This is a genomic window from Rothia sp. QJM3NY_36, assembly GCF_056173115.1.
This window is the reverse complement of the sequence record NZ_CM149658.1, coordinates 356,710-374,246: the sequence shown is the minus strand read 5'-3', so window position 1 is coordinate 374,246 and position 17,537 is coordinate 356,710. Positions and strand designations below refer to the sequence as shown.

17 protein-coding genes and 1 pseudogene are annotated in these 17,537 nt (G+C 72.7%); 5 read left to right on the top strand and 13 right to left on the bottom strand.

Translation table 11 applies throughout. The annotated features are described in order from the left end of the window. Together AC0VXQ_RS01625 and dacB are read right to left on the bottom strand one after the other, a co-directional pair. Entirely contained in the window at nt 1–1,419 is a 1,419-nt protein-coding gene (locus tag AC0VXQ_RS01625; protein WP_475528871.1) for a glucose-6-phosphate dehydrogenase, read from the bottom strand. 77 nt (nt 1,420–1,496) lie between these two features. After that, nucleotides 1,497–2,939, bottom strand: a complete 1,443-nt coding sequence (dacB, locus tag AC0VXQ_RS01620; RefSeq protein ID WP_475528869.1) for a D-alanyl-D-alanine carboxypeptidase/D-alanyl-D-alanine endopeptidase — start codon at nt 2,937–2,939, stop codon at nt 1,497–1,499. Nucleotides 2,940–3,076: 137 nt separating this feature from the next. On the opposite strand from dacB, the gene AC0VXQ_RS01615 reads away from it, so the two are divergent. Next, a complete protein-coding gene (locus AC0VXQ_RS01615) occupies nt 3,077–3,589 on the top strand; it encodes an inorganic diphosphatase (protein WP_058731650.1) in 513 nt (170 codons plus the stop codon). A gap of 96 nt (nt 3,590–3,685) precedes the next feature. Here the strand turns inward: AC0VXQ_RS01615 and AC0VXQ_RS01610 are convergent, their stop codons facing one another. The 9 genes from AC0VXQ_RS01610 to AC0VXQ_RS01570 form a co-directional block, all read right to left on the bottom strand. Further along, nucleotides 3,686–4,210: an O-acetyl-ADP-ribose deacetylase gene (locus AC0VXQ_RS01610; RefSeq protein WP_058731651.1), complete on the bottom strand. Its 525-nt coding sequence runs from the start codon at nt 4,208–4,210 to the stop codon at nt 3,686–3,688. Between the two features lie 10 nt (nt 4,211–4,220). After that, nucleotides 4,221–5,258: a M20/M25/M40 family metallo-hydrolase gene (locus AC0VXQ_RS01605; protein WP_475528866.1), complete on the bottom strand. Its 1,038-nt coding sequence runs from the start codon at nt 5,256–5,258 to the stop codon at nt 4,221–4,223. Nucleotides 5,259–5,608: 350 nt separating this feature from the next. Continuing rightward, nucleotides 5,609–7,012 carry a branched-chain amino acid transport system II carrier protein gene (brnQ, locus tag AC0VXQ_RS01600; RefSeq protein WP_100463804.1) on the bottom strand — a complete coding sequence of 468 codons (1,404 nt, stop codon included), beginning with the start codon at nt 7,010–7,012 and terminating at the stop codon, nt 5,609–5,611. A gap of 171 nt (nt 7,013–7,183) precedes the next feature. After that, complete coding sequence (locus AC0VXQ_RS01595; RefSeq protein ID WP_475528864.1) at nt 7,184–8,710, bottom strand: amidohydrolase; 1,527 nt, start codon at nt 8,708–8,710, stop codon at nt 7,184–7,186. 142 nt (nt 8,711–8,852) lie between these two features. Next, the gene (locus AC0VXQ_RS01590; RefSeq protein ID WP_058743435.1) at nt 8,853–10,241 is read right to left on the bottom strand and encodes an MFS transporter; all 1,389 of its coding nucleotides are present in this window, start codon (nt 10,239–10,241) and stop codon (nt 8,853–8,855) included. Nucleotides 10,242–10,388: 147 nt separating this feature from the next. Next, the gene (locus tag AC0VXQ_RS01585) at nt 10,389–11,723 is read right to left on the bottom strand and encodes an ATP-binding protein (protein WP_061225382.1); all 1,335 of its coding nucleotides are present in this window, start codon (nt 11,721–11,723) and stop codon (nt 10,389–10,391) included. Between the two features lie 61 nt (nt 11,724–11,784). Beyond that, a complete protein-coding gene (locus AC0VXQ_RS01580; protein WP_075514821.1) occupies nt 11,785–12,072 on the bottom strand; it encodes an antibiotic biosynthesis monooxygenase family protein in 288 nt (95 codons plus the stop codon). A 118-nt stretch (nt 12,073–12,190) separates the two neighbouring features. After that, nucleotides 12,191–12,667 (bottom strand): acyl-CoA thioesterase, encoded by a 477-nt coding sequence (locus AC0VXQ_RS01575; RefSeq protein WP_081046066.1) that lies wholly within the window; start codon nt 12,665–12,667, stop codon nt 12,191–12,193. A 30-nt stretch (nt 12,668–12,697) separates the two neighbouring features. Then, on the bottom strand, nt 12,698–13,060 hold the full coding sequence (locus AC0VXQ_RS01570) for a universal stress protein (protein ID WP_058731062.1): 363 nt from the start codon (nt 13,058–13,060) through the stop codon (nt 12,698–12,700). 297 nt (nt 13,061–13,357) lie between these two features. On the opposite strand from AC0VXQ_RS01570, the gene AC0VXQ_RS01565 reads away from it, so the two are divergent. From AC0VXQ_RS01565 to AC0VXQ_RS01555, 3 genes and pseudogenes are all read left to right on the top strand, one after another. Next, a complete protein-coding gene (locus AC0VXQ_RS01565) occupies nt 13,358–14,326 on the top strand; it encodes a tripartite tricarboxylate transporter substrate binding protein (protein ID WP_174544406.1) in 969 nt (322 codons plus the stop codon). A gap of 74 nt (nt 14,327–14,400) precedes the next feature. Then, nucleotides 14,401–14,904, top strand: a complete 504-nt coding sequence (locus AC0VXQ_RS01560) for a tripartite tricarboxylate transporter TctB family protein (RefSeq protein ID WP_475528859.1) — start codon at nt 14,401–14,403, stop codon at nt 14,902–14,904. After that, a pseudogene (locus AC0VXQ_RS01555) lies at nt 14,904–16,408 on the top strand (tripartite tricarboxylate transporter permease). The gene AC0VXQ_RS01560 and the pseudogene AC0VXQ_RS01555 overlap by 1 nt, the downstream one beginning before the upstream one ends. Nucleotides 16,409–16,443: 35 nt before the next feature. On the opposite strand, the gene AC0VXQ_RS01550 reads toward AC0VXQ_RS01555, so the two are convergent. Both AC0VXQ_RS01550 and AC0VXQ_RS01545 read right to left on the bottom strand, forming a co-directional pair. Beyond that, entirely contained in the window at nt 16,444–16,920 is a 477-nt protein-coding gene (locus AC0VXQ_RS01550) for a putative antibiotic biosynthesis monooxygenase (RefSeq protein ID WP_058731060.1), read from the bottom strand. After that, nucleotides 16,921–17,049 carry a putative antibiotic biosynthesis monooxygenase gene (locus tag AC0VXQ_RS01545; RefSeq protein ID WP_260006706.1) on the bottom strand — a complete coding sequence of 43 codons (129 nt, stop codon included), beginning with the start codon at nt 17,047–17,049 and terminating at the stop codon, nt 16,921–16,923. 77 nt (nt 17,050–17,126) lie between these two features. Here AC0VXQ_RS01545 and AC0VXQ_RS01540 point away from each other — a divergent pair, with 77 nt between their 5' ends. Continuing rightward, on the top strand, nt 17,127–17,537 hold the full coding sequence (locus AC0VXQ_RS01540) for a VanZ family protein (protein ID WP_058731059.1): 411 nt from the start codon (nt 17,127–17,129) through the stop codon (nt 17,535–17,537).

Here is a 17,537-nt window from a genome sequence, read left to right as displayed (position 1 = left end):
TCAGGCCTCCGCGGCGGACTCGTCCGCCGGCACGGGGCCCGCGGAACCCGCCGGGTAGTCCAGCAGGGGCGCGCAACCGTCGTCGTAGGCGGCGCGGATCTCGGAGAGCACCCGCCAGCCCTGCTCGGCGGCCCGCCCGCTGACGCTGAAGGTGCGCCGACCCTCGAAGATCCCGCGCACCACCGAGCCGTAGGGGGTCAGCGGGGCCTGGCGGACGTGGGAGGACAGGGTGATCCGCCCCAGGCCCCGGGAGTCGTACTCCCCGCCCACGTTCGCGTCGATCGCGATGACCTCGTCCTGCAGGCCGATGCGCAGCATCCCCGGGCGGGCCTCCTGCACCCCGGGCAGATCCGCGCTGCGGGCGGAGGGACGGAACCGGATGCGGATCTCCTGACGCGGCTCGCCCACGGCCTTGCCGGAGGCGATGGTCACGGGGACCCCGCGCCACCGCTCGGCGTCCACCGCCAGGGTGGCCCGGGCGTAGGTCTCGGTCTGCCGGGATGGGTCCACCCCGTCCTCGTCCACGTAGGAGGGCAGGCTCTTGCCCCCGGCCTCACCGGCGGTGTAGCGCCCGCGCACCACCGCTGGACCCTCGCCGTCGGCGGTGCTCTCGGCCACCCGGGCCGAGCAGATGATCTCGGCGCTGGCCTCCTGGATCGCCGCGCCGTCGATGTCCCCCTGCGGGTCCATCAGGGTCAGGCCCATGACCTGCAGCAGGTGGGACTGCAGCATGTCCTCGGCCGCCCCCGTGCCGTCGTAGAAGTCCGCCCGGCCCTCCAGGCCCAGGGTCTCCTCGAAGAGGATGTCGATGCTCTCGATGCCCTCCCGGGACCAGGCGGACTCGAAGAGCCGGTTGCCGAAGCGCAGCCCCAGCAGGGACAGCAGCCCGGGCATCCCCAGGAAGTGGTCCATCCGGTACACGTCCTCCTCCGGGACGAGGTCCGCGAGCTTGGCGTCCAGCTCCCTGGCGGAGTCCTCCCCGGTGCCCAGGGGCTTCTCCATCGCGAGGATCAGCCGCCGCGGCAGCCGCCCCTGCTCCTTCAGCCGGGCCAGGGCGTCCACCGTGTCCACCGCTACGGCCGGGGCCAGCGCGAAGTACAGGACCACGGGGCCGGCCTCGTGCTCCAGCAGCCCCGCGAGGTCCTCGGCGTCGGTGGCGTCGCTGACGCGGAACTCCGCCTGCTGCGCGGTGCCCTCGACCACCGGACCGGGCAGGGGGTCAGCCCCCAGGGTCTGGGCGAAGACCTCGCGCACGGTCTGCGGGAACTCGTCATTGGCGTGGCGCCCGGAGCCGATGATCTTCAGCGGCTGGTCCACGGCCCCGGTCGCGAGGTAGGAGGCGATGCCGGGCAGCAGCAGCCGCTCGGTGAGGTCGCCGTTGGCGCCGAGGATGACGAAGGTCTGCGGGGTGTCAGTCATGGCTCTCACTCAACCCGTTCGCCCGCGACGAATCCAGGGAGGATCCCGCGCGTTCGCCACGGGGTGAGCGGGCGGCGCTACAGCCGGGTCAGCGCGGCGGCGGAGCGGTCCAGCATGTCCTTGGCGGCGGTGAGGTCCGTGAGGTCGTTGACCACGAAGGAGTAGACCAGCAGGCGCCCGTCCTCGGTGGTGGTGACCCCGGAGAGGGAGGAGACCTTCAGCAGGGTCCCCGTCTTGGCCCGCACGTACCCGCGCCCGGCGGCCTCGTCGGCGGCCTCGAAGCGGGCCGCCAGGGTGCCGTCCAGTCCGGCGGTCGGCAGGGCGGAGACCAGCTGGGCCCGGGCGTCATCGGCCGTGACCGCGTGCTGCACGGTCTGCACCAGGGTCGCGGGGGTGACGCGGTTGCGGTCCGAGAGCCCGCACAGGTCCGCCTGCTCCAGGCCCTCGACGCCGATCCCGTCCCGGGTGAGGGTCTCCCGGACCAGCGCGATCGCGGCCTCCTGAGAGCCCTCCTTCCCGGCGGCCACCGCCGCGTTGCGGCCCAGCACCTCGGCCAGCACGTTGTCCGACTCGTCGAGCATGTACCGAGTCTGCTCCAGCACCGTCGCGGATTCCACCGCACCCAGGCGCTGGGAGGCCTCCCGATCCTGCGCGTCGGCCGCCCCGGCGTCGGTGAAGCTCAGGCCGTGGGCGGACCCGGCGGCATCCAGCTCCCGCAGGTACGCGGCCACGGCGTCCTGGGCGGCGTCGTCCGGGCGGTGGGAGGTCTCCTCGGGGTCGGCGGGCTCCTGGGTGTGATGGTCCCACAGGGCGATGGGGCGCACCCCGGTGACGTAGCCGCTGGCCACGTCCTCCGCGCTCCACGCCGGACTCACCGCGGGGCCGGTGAAGCGGGAGGCGTCCAGGCGCACGGGCACGGTGCCGGTGACCCCGCGGTGGTGCAGGGAATCCACGGTCTGGCGGGCCAGGTCCCGCAGGCTCGCCCGCCCGTCGACCCCCTGCCGGGCCTCGTCGGGGCTGAGCATGGTGTCCCCGCCGGCGCGCAGCACCACGGACCTCCCGTCCGCCCCGAGGTAGGCGCCCGTCTCGTAGCGGGCGGAGGGGTCCTGGTGGGACAGCAGGGTGTAGGCGGTGAGCAGCTTGAGGTTCGACGCCGGCATCACCGGCTTGGCGGCGTCGTCGGAGTACAGCACGTCCCCGGTGCGCGCGTCGGCGACCTGCGCGGTCAGGGAGCCGCCGCGGAAGTCCCGCTGCGCGGTGCGCAGGGCGCTGGCCACCGCCTCGGAACCGGGCTGCGCGGCGTCCGGGTCCAGGGTGCTCACCGGCGCGGCGGAGGGGCTTGCCGGTGCGGCGGCGGCGATCTGCGGGGTCTCGGTGAGGTCCTCCCAGTGCTCGGCCGCCTGCGGGACGATCACGGCCCCCGAGCCCAGGCAGGCGATGCCGAGGATCCCGGCCGCGGACCACCACCGGCGGGTGCGACGCCGATCCCGGGACGGGGCCTGCGGGGCGGTGCTGCTCATGGCGGGGATCCTTCGAGGCGGCGGGGTGGGCGGGTGCGGCTCCACTCTACCGGGGCGGCGTCGGTTAGCCTGGGGGAAGCCGCCCGCCGCACGGCGGGCACCGCATCCCGATCGCCGAACAGCTGAAGGAGCACATCATGGAGCGCGACGTCACCATCGAGATCCCCCGCGGGTCCCGCGTCAAGTACGAGATCGACCACGAGACCGGGCGGCTGCGCCTGGACCGGGTCCTGTTCACCTCGATGCAGTACCCCACCGCCTACGGGTACTTCGAGGACACCCTGGGCGAGGACGGGGACCCGCTGGATGCGATGGTGATCCTCGACGTCGACGTCGTGCCCGGCGTCATCGTGGAGGCCCGCCCGATCGCCGTGTTCAACATGACCGACGAGGCCGGCGGGGACGCCAAGGTGCTGTGCGTGGCCACCGACAAGCGCTACGACGAGATCCAGGACCTGGGCGACGTCAACCCGTACCTGAAGGACGAGATCCAGCACTTCTTCGAGCGGTACAAGGACCTCGAGGCCGGCAAGTGGGTCAAGGGCGAGGGCTGGGACGGCAAGGAGGCAGCGGAGAAGATGGTCCAGGACGCCATCGAGCGCTTCCAGCACTCGGACTACGACTCCGCCCAGGAGGCCGAGCAGGACTGACGTCCGGCCCCCGCGCAGACCGCGCAGCAGAGGCCGCGCCTCCCGAGAGCTGATCTCTCGGGAGGCGCGGCCTCTGTCGTATCGCATGCCCCGCGCTCAGCCGAAGGCGGCGCGGAAGGCGGTCTCGGCCGCCGACCCGTAGGGCGTGAACAGCACGGTGCGCACGGTCTCGCCGACCTCCTCGGCCGTGGCGCGGACCGTCTCCACGGCGATGCGCGCGGCGTCGTCCATGGGCCAGCCGTAGATCCCCGCGGAGATCGCGGGGAACGCGACCGAGGCGGCACCGAGCTCGGCGGCCACCCGCAGGGACTCCCGGTAGCAGGAGGCCAGCAGGGGCGCCTTCTGCTCGTACTTGGTCTTCGCGTAGGTGGGTCCCACGGTGTGGATGACCCAGCAGGCGGGCAGCTCCCCGGCGGTGGTGGCCGCGGCCTGCCCGGTGGGCAGACCGTCCGGGAAGCGCTCGGCGCGCAGCCGGCGGCAGGCCGCCAGGATCTCGGGTCCCCCGGCGCGGTGGATCGCCCCGTCCACCCCTCCCCCGCCGTACAGGGTGTGGTTGGCGGCGTTGACGATCGCGTCGGCCTGGGTGCGGGTGATGTCCCCGGGTCGGATGATCAGCTCCATGAGCCCCACCCTAGCCGCGGATCCCGGGCCGGTCCGGGCCGGTGCGGAACCACTGCTCGGGTCGCTCGCCCATGTCCCAGAACACCCCCGCCATGATCCGCAGGCCCTCGCGCAGCACGGAGGCCAGCGCGTGCTCATCCGGGGCGTGCTGGTTGGACCCCGGGGGGGGGGAGTGCGGGATCCACACGGTCGGCAGGCCGAGCTGGTCGGCGAACACGGCGTTGGGGATCGTCCCGCCCAGATTCGGCTCGACGGCGGGCTCCCGACCCACGGTCTCGGCGATCGAGACCTCGGCCGCGCGCACCACGGGGGCAGCGGGATCCAGCCGAGTGGCGGGAACCGGTTCATGAGCGCGCACCGTGACGCCGCGGATGCCGCGCTCGCGCAGGACCCGCTCGGCCTTCGCGGCGAAGTCGGAGACGTCCGTGCCGACGACGTAGCGCAGCTGCAGCACAGCGCGCGCCCGGGCGGGGATCGCGTTCTTCGGCTCGGCCGGATCACCGGCCTCCAGAGCGAGGACCTCGACGGTGTTCCACGCGAAGACCCGCTCGTTCGGGCTCAGCCCCGGCTCGCCCCAGTCACGGTCGACGGCCGGGCCGCCGTCGTCGGCGGGCTCGGGCAGGGCCTGCACGGCCCGGCGCACGGGGTCGGGGATCCGCGAGGGGCGCAGGAAGTCCGCGCGGATCACCCCGTCCCCGTCCACGAAGGCGCCGATCGCGGCGGCCAGGACGGTCGCGGGGTTGCGCACTCGCCCGCCCCAGTTGCCGGAGTGCAGGTCCCCGGCGTGCTCGCGGACGATCTCGCTCAGCCCCACGGAGCCGGCCTCCTCGCCCATCTCGATCAGAACCGTGACGTTGTAGCCGAGCTTCCCACGCACCCCGATGACGGCGCCGAGGGCGCACAGGTCGACGGTGTGCTGGCCCTTGTTGTCCGCGCTGCCCCGGCCGTAGAGGGCATCGCCCTCGATGCTCAGGTGCCAGGGGCTGCGACCCTCGCTCCAGTCGTCCGCGTGCCCGAACTGCACATCGCCGTGCCCGTACACGAGCACGGTTGGGCAGCCGCGGATCCTCGACGCGCCGGCCGATGATAGCGGGATGGTTCGCCGAGACGGGGTTCTGCGCGATCCGCCAGGAGAACCCGAGGTCCTCCAGCTGCGGGGCGATCTCCTCGGCGAGATAGGCCAGGGCCCGGTCCCGGTGCCCGCCGCCCTGGCTCTCGGTGCGCCGGGCGACCCGGGCGCGGAGCAGGTTCACGAGGGCGTCGTAGGTATCTGCGGAGGCCTCGATCGCCCGTTCGCGGGAAGCCTCGGAGCCGGTGACGGAGGGCAGCGGGTCGCTGTTCTCCCGTGCAGGGTCAGGGGATGGCATGGGGCTCTCCTCCAGGTGGTGGCTGCCGCCTTCAGCCCAGGACGCGGTCCTCGGCCTCGGCCTTGGTCTCCCCGCCCACGGGCACGGCCTTCTTGGCTCCGCGGGAGAGGTCGATGATGTAGCCGACGATCGCGGCGGCCAGGGTGGGGAAGAACCAGCCGAGCTCCTGCTCGTAGCCCGGGGCCCAGCCGATCAGCGGCTCGATCCAGGAGGAGCCCCACCCGAGGGAGTTCACGCTCATCAGGGCGGACCAGATGATGGCCACGGTCAGGGAGAACACGTAGGTCAGGTTCAGGCGGCGGCGCAGCAGCGGCTCGAGCAGGGTCAGGAAGATCAGCGTGATCGCGGCCGGGTAGAGGAAGCCGACGATGGGCCCGGCGATCGCGATGACGGTGCTCAGCCCCAGCGTGGAGACCAGGAACGCGATGATCGTGAAGATGACGGCCCACCAGCGGTAGGAGATCGCGGGCACGAGCTTGGCGAAGAACTCGGAGGTGGCGCCCAGCAGACCCACCGAGGTGGTCAGGCAGGCCAGCAGGACGATCAGACCGAAGACCCACGCGCCGGGCCGACCCATGGTCTGGGCGGCCGCCGCGGAGAGCAGGGAGGCGCCGTCCGGGTAGCCGGCGGCGTCGGGGATGCGGTGCCCGATCACCCCCAGGCCCACGTACACCAGGGCCAGCAGCGCCCCGGCGATGATCCCGGACAGGCTGACCCCGCGCACCAGGGCGGGGCCGGTGGGCACGCCCTTCTGGCGCAGCGCGGAGACCACCACGATGCCGAAGGCCAGGGCCGCGAGGGAGTCCATGGTCAGGTACCCCTCCAGGAACCCGGCGGAATAGGGGTGGCTGGCGTACTCCTCGGTCGCGGCACCGGGATCCGAGTGCAGATTGGCGATGCCCAGGACCACCATGATCACCAGCAGGATGATCAGGGCGGGCGTGAGGAACTTGCCGAGGGCGTCCACGATGTTGCGCGGGTCGAAGGCCAGGGCGAGGGTGATGAGGAAGAACACCGCGGAGAAGAGGGCGGTGGCGCCCCAGGAGTCCCAGCCGAAGTTGGGGGTGATGGTGGTGGAGAAGCTGACCGTGGCGGTGCGCGGCAGGGCGTAGAAGGCGCCGATGGACAGGTAGATCAGCACCGGGAAGATCACGCCGAAGATCCGCCCACCGCGGCTGGCCAGGTCCTGCACGTCCCGACCGGTGATGGCGATGGCCAGCACGGCCAGCACCGGCAGGAGCACCCCGGAGCTGAGGAAGCCGAGCACCGCGGGCACGAAGCTCTCACCGGAGGACGCCCCGAGGATGGGCGGGAAGATGAGGTTGCCCGCCCCGAAGAACATGGAGAACAGCATCATCGCCGCGACGACGATGACCACCCCGGTGCGTTCGGTGCGGCGGGGGCGGCCGGGGGCCGCTTCGGGGGCGTTGGTCATGGGGGTCCTCCGGCGGTGAGCCTGACGATGCGAGTGGAGAGCGCCCCCAGCTTAGACCTCGCTCTCACTCTCCGGCCACGCGTACCACTATGTGAAACACTGCCGAGGGGCGCCGGGGCGCGTCCCACCCGATGGGAGGCCCGCGGGAGACGAGGGCGGCGTCGGGACGGCTCAGCACGCCGTCGGACCGTGGGTGGGGCGACCGGCCAGGAAGGTGGCCCAGACCCGCATCCCGCGCAGCCGCGCCCCGGTCTCGGCGGTGTTCGCGGCCGGGGCCAGGGGGTTGTCCTCCACGATGGCCAGGTCCGCGACGTCGCCGTCGGCCGGCACCAGACGGCCCCCGGTCGAGGCCCGCAGCGCGGCCTGCGCGCCGATGGCCTCCTCCGGGTGCCAGGCGGGACGGGCGTCCCCGGAGCGGTGAACGGCCGCGGCCATCTCCAGCCAGGGATCCAGCGGGGAGACCGGCGCGTCGGAGCCGAAGGCCAGCGGGATCCCCGCGGCCAGCATGGAGGCGAGCATGAAGCTGCGCTCGGCCCGATCCGCCCACAGCACGTCGGTGACGTCCCGGTCATCCAGCAGGTGCGCCGGCTGCACGCTGGCGGTGATCCCCAGAGCGGCCATGCGGGGCAGGTCCTCCCGGCGCATCAGCTGGACGTGCTCGATGGACCCGCGCGCCCCGGTGGCGGCGTAGGCGTCCAGGGCGTGGCGCACGGCGGCGTCGCCGATGGCGTGCAGGGCCACCTGAAGCCCCGCCTCGTGGGCCGCGCCCAGCAGGCGTCGCAGGCGCTGCGGACTCTCGTTCTGCACCCCGGAGGGGCGGGTGGGATCCGGGGAGCCCAGATAGGGGGAGCAGCAGTGGGCGGTGCGGGTGCCCAGGGATCCGTCGGAGATGATCTTCAGCGGCCCCATCCGCAGCAGCCCCTCCGGGTCCTGTTCCGGGGAGCACAGCCGGTCCCCGGTGCGCAGCCCGGCCTCGACGACCTCCTCCAGGTGCTCCTGGTACACCCCGGTGCGCACGCGCAGCAGGTTCAGCCCCGCGGCCAGGCGCTCGGGCCAGACCCGGTGGTTGGCGGCGAATTCCAGGTCCACCAGGCCCACCACGCCGCGGGAGGCGGCATCGCGCAGCGTCTGCGGGATGAGTCGGGCGGTGTCCGGCATGTGCCGCTCCAGCTGGGAGTACAGGGGGAACCAGCGGTTCTCGGACAGGGCGCCGTCGGTGTCGGGGGCGCCGAGCAGCCGCAGGGCGGCGGTATTGAGCCAGCCGTTGTGCATGTCCCCGCTGATCAGCACGACGGGGCGGGGCCCGGTCACGGCGTCCAGCTCGGCCACGGTGGGCTGGCGCGGCCACACGGAGGAGCGGTAGCCGAAGCCGAACAGGGCCTCTCCGGGGTCCAGGTCCCCGTCGCGCTCGCGGCGGGAGAGGTGCGCGCGCACGGTCTGCAGGGCCTGTTCGGCACTGTCGGCCGCGGTGAGGTCCAGGCGGGTGCGGGCCTGGGCCCACTGGTCCACGTGCACGTGCCGGTCCCACAGGCCGGGGATCAGCCAGCGGCCCTCGGCGTCCAGCACCGTCTCCCCCGGTTCCGGGGTGAGGGCACCGGGCGGGGCCAGGCGCACGCGGGCGTCCCGGATCCGGGCGTCCAGGGTCTCTCCGGTGCGAGGATCGCGAAGGCTGCGCAGGAGGTGTCCGGTGGAGCTCATGCCTACTGTTCTACACGGGCCGCACACCCGCATGCCCTGCGTCCGGGATCACACCGACCCGGGGCCGGCGGGGATGCGGAACGCCGACGGACGCCCCGGGAGGTCTTCGACCCGCACCCGGGCCGTCTGCCCCGGTCCTGGCTCAGGCGCCCCGGTGGGTGACCCGCCGGCCGCCCCCGGACCGCTCGACCCCCGGCTCCAGCTCCGGGTCCTGATCCAGCTCGGCCAGGGGGCGCCCGGCCATGTCCCGGACCATCGCGACCACGGGGATCCCGAAGAGCACGGCCACGGCGGTGGAGTACACGGCCGGGGCCAGAGCGGAGCCGGTGGCGGACATCAGCCACGTGGCCAGGAACGGGGAGAGGCCCCCGAACAGGACGGTGGCGAGGTTGTAGCCGATGGCCATGCCGGAGAACCGGCCCACCGCGGTGAACTGCTCCGGGACGGCGGCCGCGGCGATCGCGGACCACCCGGCGGCGGGCACCGCGAGCAGGGCCACGCCGACCATGGCCGAACCGGGGCCGGCGTGGGTGAGCATCAGGTAGGCCGGGATGGTGCTGACCGCGATGATCGCGACGAACGCGGCCAGCAGCGCGCGCCGTCCGAACCGGTCCGAGGCCAGCCCGATCAGCGGGGTCACGACGATCGCGACGACGGCGGCGATGGTGCCCAGGCCGAGGGAGCCCGCGGACTCCAGGTGCGCGGCCTCCTCCAGGTAGGCGGGCACGTTGGTGATGTTCAGGAAGTACGTCACGGACCCGATGGAGGAGATGAGGAACGCCAGCAGCACCGACTTCGGGTGGGTGCGCAGCACGGCGATCAGCGGGGAGCGGGCGGCCTGTGCGGTGCTGCGCTGGGTGTGCTCGAAGGTCTCGGTCTCCACCATGAGCCGGCGCAGCGGGATCATCAGGGCCGCGAGCGCCCCGCCGATCAGGAACAGCACCCGCCAGCCCCACCCGTCCAGGTCCTCGGGGCTCAGCTGCACGGCCATGACGGTGCCCAGCCCCACGGCCAGCAGAGAGCCGACCTCGCTGTTGGCCGCGGCCCAGCTGGCGGCGAAGCCGCGGCGGCCGTCCTTCGCGGATTCCATGAGGAAGACCATGATGCCGGTGTACTCAGCACCCACGGAGAAGCCGGCCAGGCAGCGCAGGGCGATGACGGTGACCGCGCCCCAAACGCCCCAGGTCTCCTGGCCGGGGACGAGGGCGATGCCGGCCATCGCCACGGCCATCAGGCTCGCGGAGATCACCAGGGAGGATTTGCGGCCGATCCGGTCCCCGAGGTGCCCGAAGACCATCGCGCCGATGGGACGGAAGAGGAAGCCGACCGAGCCGATGGCCAGGGTCATCAGCAGGGATCCCTCATACGGGCCGAAGAAGACGCGGGACAGGCTCGTGGAGACGTAGAAGAAGATCGAGAAGTCGTACCACTCCACGACGGTGCCGAAGGCAGCCACGAGCATGGAGAGCCGACGCCGCCTCCCGGTGACGGCCGCGGGCGGGGCGGGCTGGTGGGCGGCGGTCGAAGCCATGGGGAGGTCCTGACGTGGGCGGCGGTGGGGCGCGGCCGACGACGCGGCGAAGCCCCTGGTCAGACCAGCCTAATGCCCCTCCGCCGGAACCCGAAAGGCTCGCAATGCTTTCCTGCCGGGGAGGGGTGGACTCCCTGAGAGGAGGGCTCAGAGGCGGATCCCGGCGCGGGCGGCGTCGAGGGTCTGGGCGACCTCTTCGGTCCGCGGGTGCTCGGCGCCGAGGGTGGTCTCGGCCCGCTCGCGCAGCGCTTCCAGCTCCTGCACGGAGGCCTCCAGCGCTCCGGCGTAGCGCAGCTCGTCGGCGGCGAACAGCCCCAGCGCGATCTCCTCCTCGTCCCCCAGGATCTCGGCCTCGCGGTAGGCGTCCAGGGCTTCGATCAGCCGATCGTGGGCATCCCGATGGGCGCGGGAGACCCGGCCGCGGGGGTCCTGCTCCGCCTCGACCTGCTCCGGCAGGCCCCGGGCCAGGGCGGCCTCGGTGAGCAGCTCGCGGTGCTCCTCGGTGGGGTCCGCGACCACCATCTCCAGCAGCTTCCGGTACTCGGTCCGGGCGGCGTCGTGCTGATCCCGGATCATCAGGTGGGCGTGGGTCAGGGCGGTGCGCTGCAGCTCGTCCAGGTCCTCCCACCCGCGGTGCAGCTGCTCCTCGGCCTCGGCCACCAGCCCCAGCCGCTCCAGGAGCCCGGCGAGCTGGCGGCGCAGCTGCAGGGTCTGCGGGTCCTGTTCCCCGCGCCGCTGCTCGGTGTCCGCCACCAGGGACTCCAGGGCGGACCGGGAGGCTGCCGGGTCGTAGGCGTAGGCCAGCTCCTGGCCGAAGCTGCGGCGCAGGGCGGCGGCCTGGGCGGAGTCCGCGCCGTAGTAGTGGTGCACCCGCACGAGCAGCCGACGCAGGGCCTTGGCCCCGGCGTCGAAGCGGCCGGCGGCGAACAGCACGACCACCCGCAGCCGCAGGGCCTCGAAGGTCAGGGCGTGGTCGGGGCCGAGCACCTGATCGGCCTCGCCCAGCAGCCGGGTCAGTCCCTCGGCGGCGTCGCCGGTGCGTCCCGCGCGCAGCTGCACGCGGGACAGGTGCAGCTGGGCTTCGGCCAGCTGCTCGGAGAACCGCGCTCCGGCGGCGGCCCAGCTGGCCACGGTCTCCTGCAGGGCGGAGATGGCCTCGTCGGCGCGCTCGGCGGACTCGAGCACGGCGGCCTTCTGCTGGAGCAGGAAGCTGCGCTGGGCGGCTGATGACTCATCCGATGCGGCCGAGGTCTGCCGGATGAGCTCGTCGAACAGCTCCAGGGCCCGGTCGACCTGGCCGCCGGCGGCCAGGGCCGTGGCGCGGTAGGAGGCCACCTGCACGGTGAACGGGTCGCGCTCCCCCAGCTGGGTGCGCGCCTCGTCCAGCAGCCTCTCGGCCGCGTCGGGATCCGGGGAGGGCAGGGCGAGCTGCTCCTCGAACCGGGTGTGCAGGGTCTGGGCGTCAGCGGCGCTGCTGGGCATCTGGCTCACCTTCCGTGGTTCGGCGCGATGTGCTGTCAGTCCCATTGTCTCACCGCGGGCCTCAGTCTCCCAGGTCCACGACCTCGAAGCTGAGGATGCCCTCGGCACGGGAGACGGTGGTCTTCGGGTCGCGGGGGTGCCGCTGCGCCGCCCACGCCTCGAAGCTGGCCTCATCGGCCCAGCGGGTGATGACGAAGTAGTGCTCCTGACCTGCCGTGGGGCGCAGCAGCTCGAAGCCCTCGAAGCCGGGGGCCCGGTCCACGGAGTGCTTCCGGGCGGCGAAGCGCCGCTCCAGCTCCTGCTCCTGGCCTTCGGGCACGGCCAGCTGGTTGATCTTCACGATGCTCATGGCTCCTCCTCGAACCTTCCGGTGCGCCCGTCCCCGGCGGATTCCCCTCCGGCGCCGCGCGGGCGGGGCGCGGAGGGCTGGTCCTCAGCCATTCTGGGCGGGCCGGTGCTGCCCGGGGTCAGTCGTTCTCCCAGTCAGGGTTCTGCGGGCGCGTCGGGATGCGGTCGCGCCTGTAGGTGATGTCCGTGTACCCGTGGGGCACGGGGCGGCCGTTCTCATCCACGGAGACGAACACGATCTTCTCGATGGACAGGATCAGCCGGCGGGTCAGCATGTTGCGGACCTCGCAGCGCATGGTCACCGAGGTCCGCCCGAAGCGGGTGGCCTTCAGCCCCATCTCGATCATGTCCCCCTGCACCGCGGAGGAGACGAAGTTGATCTCGGAGATCAGCTTGGTCACCGCGCGCCGGTTGCCGGTCTGCAGGATCGCGTAGATCGCGGCCTCCTCGTCGATCCAGCGCAGCAGGGAGCCGCCGAAGAGGGTGCCGTGCGCGTTGAGGTCCTCCGGCTTGACCCACTTGCGGGTGTGGAAGTTCATGCCGTCGTCCACCACGGACAGCTCGGCGGTGTTCGGGGAGATCGGGTATTCGGCCATACATCCCACTGTAGGCCGCGCACCACGGGATCATTCAGGTTTGACGGTGATGACCGGACACTCCGCCTCGAGGATGATCTGCTGGGCCGCGGAGCCCAGCAGGATCTTCCCGACGGGGCTGCGCCGGCGCACCCCGACGACCACCGCCTCCACGTCCTCATCACCGGTCGCATCCACGAGGTCTCCGACGGCGATGCGGCTGCGCGGATCCGGCCGCTGCACGCGCACCCGATCCGGGTCCAGCCCGGTCAGCTCGGGGGCCCGCGGGTCCGGCTCGGCATCGTCCACCGGGAACAGGATCAGGTCGGCGTCGCGCCGCTGGGCCTCCCGCACGGCGAACTCGCGGGCGGCGCGCCCGGCGGGGGTGTCGGTGTGGGCCAGGATGATGCTCACGGATGGGTCTCCTCGGTGCGTCACGGGCTCTGCGGTGCCCCTGTTGGCGGGGCGCCGTCCCCTCACTGTAGGGTGAATCACACTCGCCGTCGAGCCCGGGACCCGTGCTCGACACCCATCGATCGCCCACCGCCCAGGAGGCTCCCCGTGGCATCCGACCGCGACCAGCAGACCCCGTGGGGATCCGACCCGTACGACCCCGCAGCCCCCGATGCCGGTCCGACCGGTCCCGGCTCCGGCCCTGCGCCCGAAGCGCCGGACGCCGCGGCGTCGGAAGCCGGCCCCACCCGCCGCTCGGTGCTGCGCTGGGGTCTGGGCGGGGTCATCGCGCTGGCCGCTATCGGCACCGCCTCCTACGGCTCCATCAGCTCGGCCTCGGCGGGCCGGGACCTGCGCTCGGCCCTGACGATCATCGCCCCGGCCGCGGCCGGCGGCGGCTGGGACACCGTGGCGCGGGAGATGCAGCAGGCCCAGCGCGCCGAGGGCATCGTGAACAACACCCAGGTGGTCAACATGCCGGGGGCCGGCGGGACCATCGCCCTGGGCAACCTCTCCGTGCTGGAGGGCCAGCCCGGCAACCTCATGGTCGGCGGCACCGGGCAGCTGGCGGCGACCATCAAGTACGGCTCCGCCGCGACCTATGCGGACGTGAACCCGCTGGCCATCACCGTGGAGGAGTACGACGTCGTCGTGGTGCCCGGGGACTCCGAGTTCCGCACCCTGGGGCAGCTGATGGACGCCTGGAAGGCGGACCCGCGCTCCATCCCGTGGACCGGCGGCGGCTCCTTCGACCAGCTGGTGATCGCCGAGCTGGCGATGGCCGCGGGCATCGACCCGCAGACCATGATCTACGTGAACTCCGACGGCGGCGGGGAATCCGCGGCGGCCCTGATGAACGGCACCGCCACCGCCGCGGCCAGCGGCTACCCGGACTCCATCGACCAGATCGAATCCGGGCGCCTACGGGCCCTGGCGCTGGTCGCGAAGGAACGCCCCGAGGGCATCGACCTGCCGACCACCGTGGAGCAGGGCTACGACGTGACCCTGGCGAACTGGCGGCTGCTGGTGGCCCCCGGCGGCATCACCGACGAGGACCGTGCGGGGCTGCTGGAGATCATCGAGGAGACCATCGCGACCCCGCAGTGGCGGGAGGCGATCACGCGCTACCACTGGAACGAGAACGTGGTGACCGGTCAGGAGCTGACGGACTTCCTGGACCGGGAGAAGCGGCGGATCGGCGAGCTGTACGAGGAGCTGGGACTGTGAGCACCGCATCGAGCACGCGCGCACCCCGGTCGCGGTCCACGGAGACCCGGCCGCGATGGGCCCGGGAGCTGATCATGCCGGCCGTTCTCGCAGCCGTCGCGACGTACCTGCTGATCGGCTGCGCGGCCATGGAGGTCCCCGACTCGACGGCCTTCCCTGGACCGCGGTTCTTCCCCCTGGTCATCGCCGTCGGAATCCTGGTGCTGACGGTGGCCGAGGTGGTGCGGATCGTGCGCTCCCGCACCCGGCCCGCCACGGAGGCCGACGACGACGACGCGGATGCCGCTGCCGGGGCCGTGACGGCAGGTGAGGGCGAGCCCCCGACCGGGCCCGGCTTCTCCTGGGCCTCGCTGGCCTGGGTGGTGGGCGGCTTCCTGATCTTCGCCTTGCTGCTGGAGACCCTCGGCTGGGTGATCGGCGGCGGGCTGCTGTTCTGGGCGGTGGCCCGCGGCTTCGGGGCCCGCCGCGACCTGGTGAGCCTGGTGGCGGGTCTCACGGTCAGCTCCCTGGCATACATCCTATTCGACATGGTCCTGGGGCTGAACCTGCCCTCCGGGATCCTGGGAGGCAGTTTCTGATGGATGCGATCTCGCTGCTCGCGGAGGGCTTCGCCGGGGCGCTGACCTGGCAGAACCTGTTCTGGGTGGTGCTGGGCTGTCTGCTGGGCACCGCCGTCGGGGTGATGCCCGGGCTGGGGTCCTCGATGGCGGTGGCCCTGCTGCTGCCGGTGACCTTCGCCCTGGAGCCCACGGCCGCGTTCATCATGTTCTCCGGGGTGTACTTCGGCGGGCTGTTCGGGGATTCCACGATGGGCATCCTCATGAACACCCCGGGGCAGGCCTCCGCGATCGCCTCGACCTTCGAGGGCCACAAGATGGCGCTGAACGGGCGGGCCGCCCAGGCCCTGGCCACGGCCGCGATCGGCGCGTTCATCGGCGGCTTCGTCTCCTCGGTGGCCGTGGTGTTCCTGGCCCCGTGGCTGGCGGACCTGTCCGCGAGCTTCGGGCCGGCCGAGTACTTCGCCCTGGCCCTGTTCGCGTTCGTCGCGACCTCCTCGGTGGTCACCGACTCGGCGGTGAAGGGCCTGCTGTCGCTGCTGCTGGGGCTGGGCATCGCCGTCGTCGGGGTGGACGCCGTGACCGGCGTGCCCCGGTTCACCATGGACTCCCCGTACCTGTTCGACGGGATCTCACTCGTGACGGTGACGGTGGCGGTCCTCGCCCTGGGGGAGGTCATCCACTGCGCGGTGGTGGATCGCTTCGCACGAGCGGGGAAGATGGTGAACTCCACGGGGCGGCCCTGGCTGTCCCGGAAGGAGATGCGCGAGGCCGCCCCGGCCTGGGCGCGCGGCACCCTGATCGGCCTGCCCTTCGGGGTCATCCCCGCGGGTGGTGCGGACATCCCCACGTTCCTGGCCTACGGGGTGGAGCGGCGCCTGGACCGACGTCGACGACGCCCGCAGTTCGGCCGGGGCGCGATCCGCGGGCTGGCGGCCCCGGAGGCGGCGGGCAACTCCACCACGGGCATGGCGATGGGGGCGCTGCTAGCCCTGGGCCTGCCATCTCCGCGACGGCCGCGATCATGCTGGCGGCCTTCCGCCAGTACGGGCTGCAGCCGGGTCCGCTGCTGTTCGAGCGCTCCCCGGACCTGGTGTGGGCGCTGCTGGCGAGCTTCTTCGTCGCGATGGTCGTGCTGCTGATCATCAACCTGCCCTTCGCGATGGTGTGGGCCAAGCTGCTGCTGATCCCCAAGCCGTACCTGTACGCCGGGATCACGGTGTTCTGCGCGCTGGGGATCTACGCGACCAGCGGCGAGGTCTTCGACCTGCTGATGCTGCTGGGGGTCGGGGTCCTGGGGTTCCTGATGCGCCTGCACGGCTACCCGCTGGCGCCCCTGGTCATCGGCATGGTGCTGGGCCCGCTGGCGGAGACCAACCTGCGCGACGCCCTGATCTCCTCCGACGGGAACGCGGGCGTGCTGGTGGACAGCCCCATCGCCCTCGGGATGTACGCCGTGCTGCTGGTGGTGCTGGCGCTGACCGTGCGCTCGAAGGTGACCTCCCGGACCCGCCGGGACACCTGAGCCGGCTCTGGCTCGGGGTTCCTGAGGTCCCGGGGTCAGCCTTCCGGGGAGCCCTCGGCGTCCCGAGAGCGGGGCCGGCGGGGCCGGCGTCGGGTGCGACGGGGCCGGTTCAGCCACGACTGGTACAGGCGCGTGGTCCACGGCAGCACCCAGTACACCATCGTGGGGGTGGCCAGGAGGATCACCAGGAGGATCTTCACCAGGAACGGCGCCTGCGGCACCACGTGCCCGACGATGTCGTTGGCCAGGGCGGAGACCGGGTAGAAGCCGGTGAAGATGACGATGGCCTGCTTCCACCGCGGCGGGACCACGTCCGGCTCGGCCTCGTCCTGCGGGGTGTCGAACCACCCCTCGATGCCGGTGCGCTTGACGTGGCGGAACTCGCGGACGTGGCTGTGGAACTCCGCCATCCACGCCTGCCGCTGCGGGGAGTCCGCCCAGGTGCGCAGGGTGTCCTCGGAGGAGAAGCGCAGCAGCATGTGCCAGACGGTGGAGTCCTCGTGGGCGCGCACTCAGCCGGAGCCGAGGTATCCGGGGAAGCCCGCGACGATGGACTGGCCGCGGGCCACCCAGTCCTCCACCTCGGTGACGGCCCCGGGATCGACGTCGCGGGTGATCTGCACGGTGACGGGAAGGCTCATGGGCCACAGTGTATGACCCGGATGTTTCGGATCTGGAGCGGCGGGGCGCCGGTGCCCGGGCCCGTAGGATCGGGGGCGTGAAACCCGCGCGCCCCGAGTCCTCCGCCGAACCTGCCGCCCGTCCCGCCTCCGGGGCGGGGCGCTGGATCCTGCTCGCCCTGGGCGCGGCGTTCCTGCTGGTGCAGCTCTACGGCCTCTACGCCCCGGCCCAGCCCGACGGACCCGACGGCCTGCTGGACCTGCCGGGGATGGACAAGCTCGCGCACCTGGGCATGTTCGCCCTGCCCGCGCTGTTCCTCCGGGCGGCCGGGGTGCGCTGGCGGCTGCTCGCCGTCGTCTTCGCCGCCCACGCCGTGCTCTCCGAGGTCATCCAGGGCACCCTGCTGCCGCACCGTTCCGCGGACCCGCTGGATGCCCTGGCCGACGTCGTCGGGCTGAGCCTCGGCCTGCTGGCCGGCACCGCGATCCTGCGGCGCCGGCCCGCCTGA